2 protein-coding genes are annotated in these 3,037 nt (G+C 39.7%); both read left to right on the top strand.

The window, feature by feature from the left end; translation table 11 throughout:
- Positions 1–435: 435 nt before the first annotated feature.
- The gene (modA, locus tag AC805_RS04350; RefSeq protein ID WP_055074278.1) at positions 436–1,269 is read left to right on the top strand and encodes a molybdate ABC transporter substrate-binding protein; all 834 of its coding nucleotides are present in this window, start codon (positions 436–438) and stop codon (positions 1,267–1,269) included.
- Positions 1,270–1,282: 13 nt separating this feature from the next.
- The gene (locus AC805_RS04345; protein ID WP_055074279.1) at positions 1,283–2,869 is read left to right on the top strand and encodes a cryptochrome/photolyase family protein; all 1,587 of its coding nucleotides are present in this window, start codon (positions 1,283–1,285) and stop codon (positions 2,867–2,869) included.
- The last annotated feature ends 168 nt before the right edge of the window (positions 2,870–3,037 follow it).

Raw genomic sequence — 3,037 nt, 5'->3', positions numbered from 1 at the left:
GACTCTATAGGTGTTTCGGGGAGGTCAAACATGATAAACGGCTCAATGCTTTTAATGACGAGTGTTTCAGCCATCAAAGACCTCCGAGGCTAAAACTATTGCATATCGAGTGTTTCAGCCATTTAAGCTAAAGTATCTCCCCGAAACGCCTATTGAGCCCAAATCAATTACCCAAGTAAAATACGATGGATTATCATAATTTTTCCTCCAAGTCGCATGATGTTCAAAGGCTTCATCAATGAGCTTAATGAATATGCGCCCAATCTCCTGTTGAGGTTTAATACCAAAACACAAAATGGCTACGCCATTTTGTGTTTTTAAAACCCTTAATGGGTTTGGTTTTCAATTCCCAAAAGTGTAGCCACACTTTTGGGAATTGGTATAAGGATTAATTTTAGCAGAGCTTTAAAGTGTCCTCTTAGGTGAGCCCTTCCCATGAACCCCAAAAAAGTCATCACTTTCCTTTCTCTAATCGTCATTACCCTATGCGCGATCGCAGGATGTAGCTTCTTTTCTCCAACCATCGAACAAACCATTAAACCTATAGCCAGCTCATCAATTCCCACAGTTAAGCAGGAGAATATCCAATTAACAGTTTCAGCAGCAGCAAGTCTCAAGGATGCATTAGGTGAAATTTCCCTTGTGTATAGCAAAGCCAAATCGAATGTCGCCCTTCGCAATAACTTTGGAAGTTCGGGCGACTTACAACAACAAATCATTAATGGTGCTCCCGTTGATGTCTTCATTTCCGCTGCTGCTAAGCAAATGGATGAATTGCAGAAAAAGGACTTAATCGTTGCTGATACTCGGCGCGATTTATTAAGCAATCGCCTAGTACTAATTGTGCCTGCGGATAAAGATGATGCTAGAGAATTAAAAGATCTAACCAGTGCTAGTATTACGCGAATTGCGATCGGCGATCCTCGCAGTGTTCCCGCAGGTCAATATGCCGAACAAGTTTTGACAAAATTAGAACTATTGCAAGATGTGCGATCAAAATTTGTCTTAGTGAATAACGTGCGTCAAGTGCTGCAATTTGTGGAATCGGGTAATGCTCAAGTAGGAATCGTCTATGCTACAGATGCCAAAACTTCCACTAAAGTTAAAGTAGTACAAGTCATTGATGCTAAACTTCACAAACCAATTGTCTATCCGATCGCCGTTTTACAAAAAAGCATCAACCAAACAACCGCCAAATCCTATCTAGAATTTTTATCCAGCGAACCAGCCAAAACAATCTTCGAGAAACATGGATTCAGCCCCCTCTGATAAGAGGTCTAATATGATTATGATCGAGAATGCTCGTGAGTTTCTTTCTCGGATTGAGAATTATCCGATCGCATCAAGACTAGAGAAACAAATAGAAAAAAGCAATCACGCTTTATTTATTCTTCATGACCAATTGAATCTTGATGCCTTTCCCAAGGAGTTGCTCGATCGTAAGCCAATTTTAATCTTTGTCGAATCTCTAGCCTACGCGATCGCCATCCCGCATCACAAACAGAAATTGGTTTATATGCTGAGCGCTCAGCGACACTTTGCTATTAGTTGCCATCAGAAGGATTTTCCCATTGTCAATCTATTTACCGAAGGTTTTTTTGCCGATGCTTTAGAAGAATTCCTCACGCGCTATCCCCATATAGAATTAACCTATATGCAGCCTTCTGAATGGAATACGCGATCGCAAATGTCACATTTAGCAAATATATTTGCTAAGCGCATTAAAGCCTTACCCAATCAATTTTTCATTGCCGATGTTGAGAAATTTAAACCTAAAATCAAAAAAGGTTATCGCCTAGAAACTTTTTATCGAGAATTACGAAAACAGACAGGCTATCTGATGCAAGAAGGTAAACCCATTGGCGGTAATTGGAACTACGACAAAGAGAACCGCAAGGCATTACCTAAACAAATAATAATTCCAGAGATCCCAGAAATTAAACCCGATCCCATTACTCAAGAAGTAATTGCACTAGTCCAAAAATATCTCCCTAATACATTTGGGAAGTTAGACAAATTTATTTATGCCGTCACCCGCGATCGTGCCCTAGAGCTAGCTCAATTGTTTGTCGAAACCCGCTTATCCAGATTTGGAGCTTACGAAGACGCAATCAAGGTAGGCGAACCATTTCTATTTCATTCAGTGTTATCGATATATCTAAATAATGGATTGCTCTTACCAAGGGAGATTTGCGAAATGGCGATCGCTGCCTATGAAAAAAAATTAGCTCCTCTGAATTCCGTTGAAGGATTTATTCGCCAAATCCTCGGATGGCGGGAGTATATTCGCGTTTATTATGAAGCAAAAATGCCAGATGTCCGCGAGAGTAACTATTTTGGATTTGATAACAATCTACCCCAGTTATATTGGGATGCAAATACAGATCTGCTATGTCTTAAAGATGCGATCGCCCAAGTTTTAAATTATGGCTATTCCCATCACATTCAACGCTTGATGGTCTTAAGCAATTTTAGCAATCTCGTTAACGTTGATCCTCGCCATCTAAACCACTGGTTTTGGCTTGCCTATGTGGATGCCTATGAATGGGTTGAACTACCGAATGTACTGGGAATGTCTACCTTTGCGGATGGAGGAATTTTAGCATCTAAGCCCTATGTCTCGGCTGGCAACTATATCAATAAAATGAGCAACTGTTGCTCACAGTGCAAATACAATGTAAAGGAAAAAACGGGTGAAACTGCTTGTCCATTTAACTATTTATATTGGCACTTTGTCGATAAGCATCGTGAAAGTTTTACTGATAATGGAAGAGTTTCCCTCATGGTTAACGCCTATGAGAAAAAAACAGAAAATGAGAAACAAGAAATTCATCTATCTGCCACCAAGTTTATTAATGAAATAAAGTAAAGCCTTTTGCGTAATTATTTTTCGTAATTATTTTTCGTAATTAAATAGCAACGTATAGCAGTAGCCAGTTATGTTAGGACAAAAACAAAACCCAGAAGAGTGTTGCGGCGCTTCGCGCCGCAACACTCTTCTGGGTTTTATGTCTTAACTTATTTGGCTATAGCTATA

The organism is Pseudanabaena sp. 'Roaring Creek', assembly GCF_001402795.1.
GTDB lineage: Bacteria > Cyanobacteriota > Cyanobacteriia > Pseudanabaenales > Pseudanabaenaceae > Pseudanabaena.
Note: the sequence above shows the minus strand (reverse complement) of the source record. Positions and strands in the feature narration are given on the sequence as shown.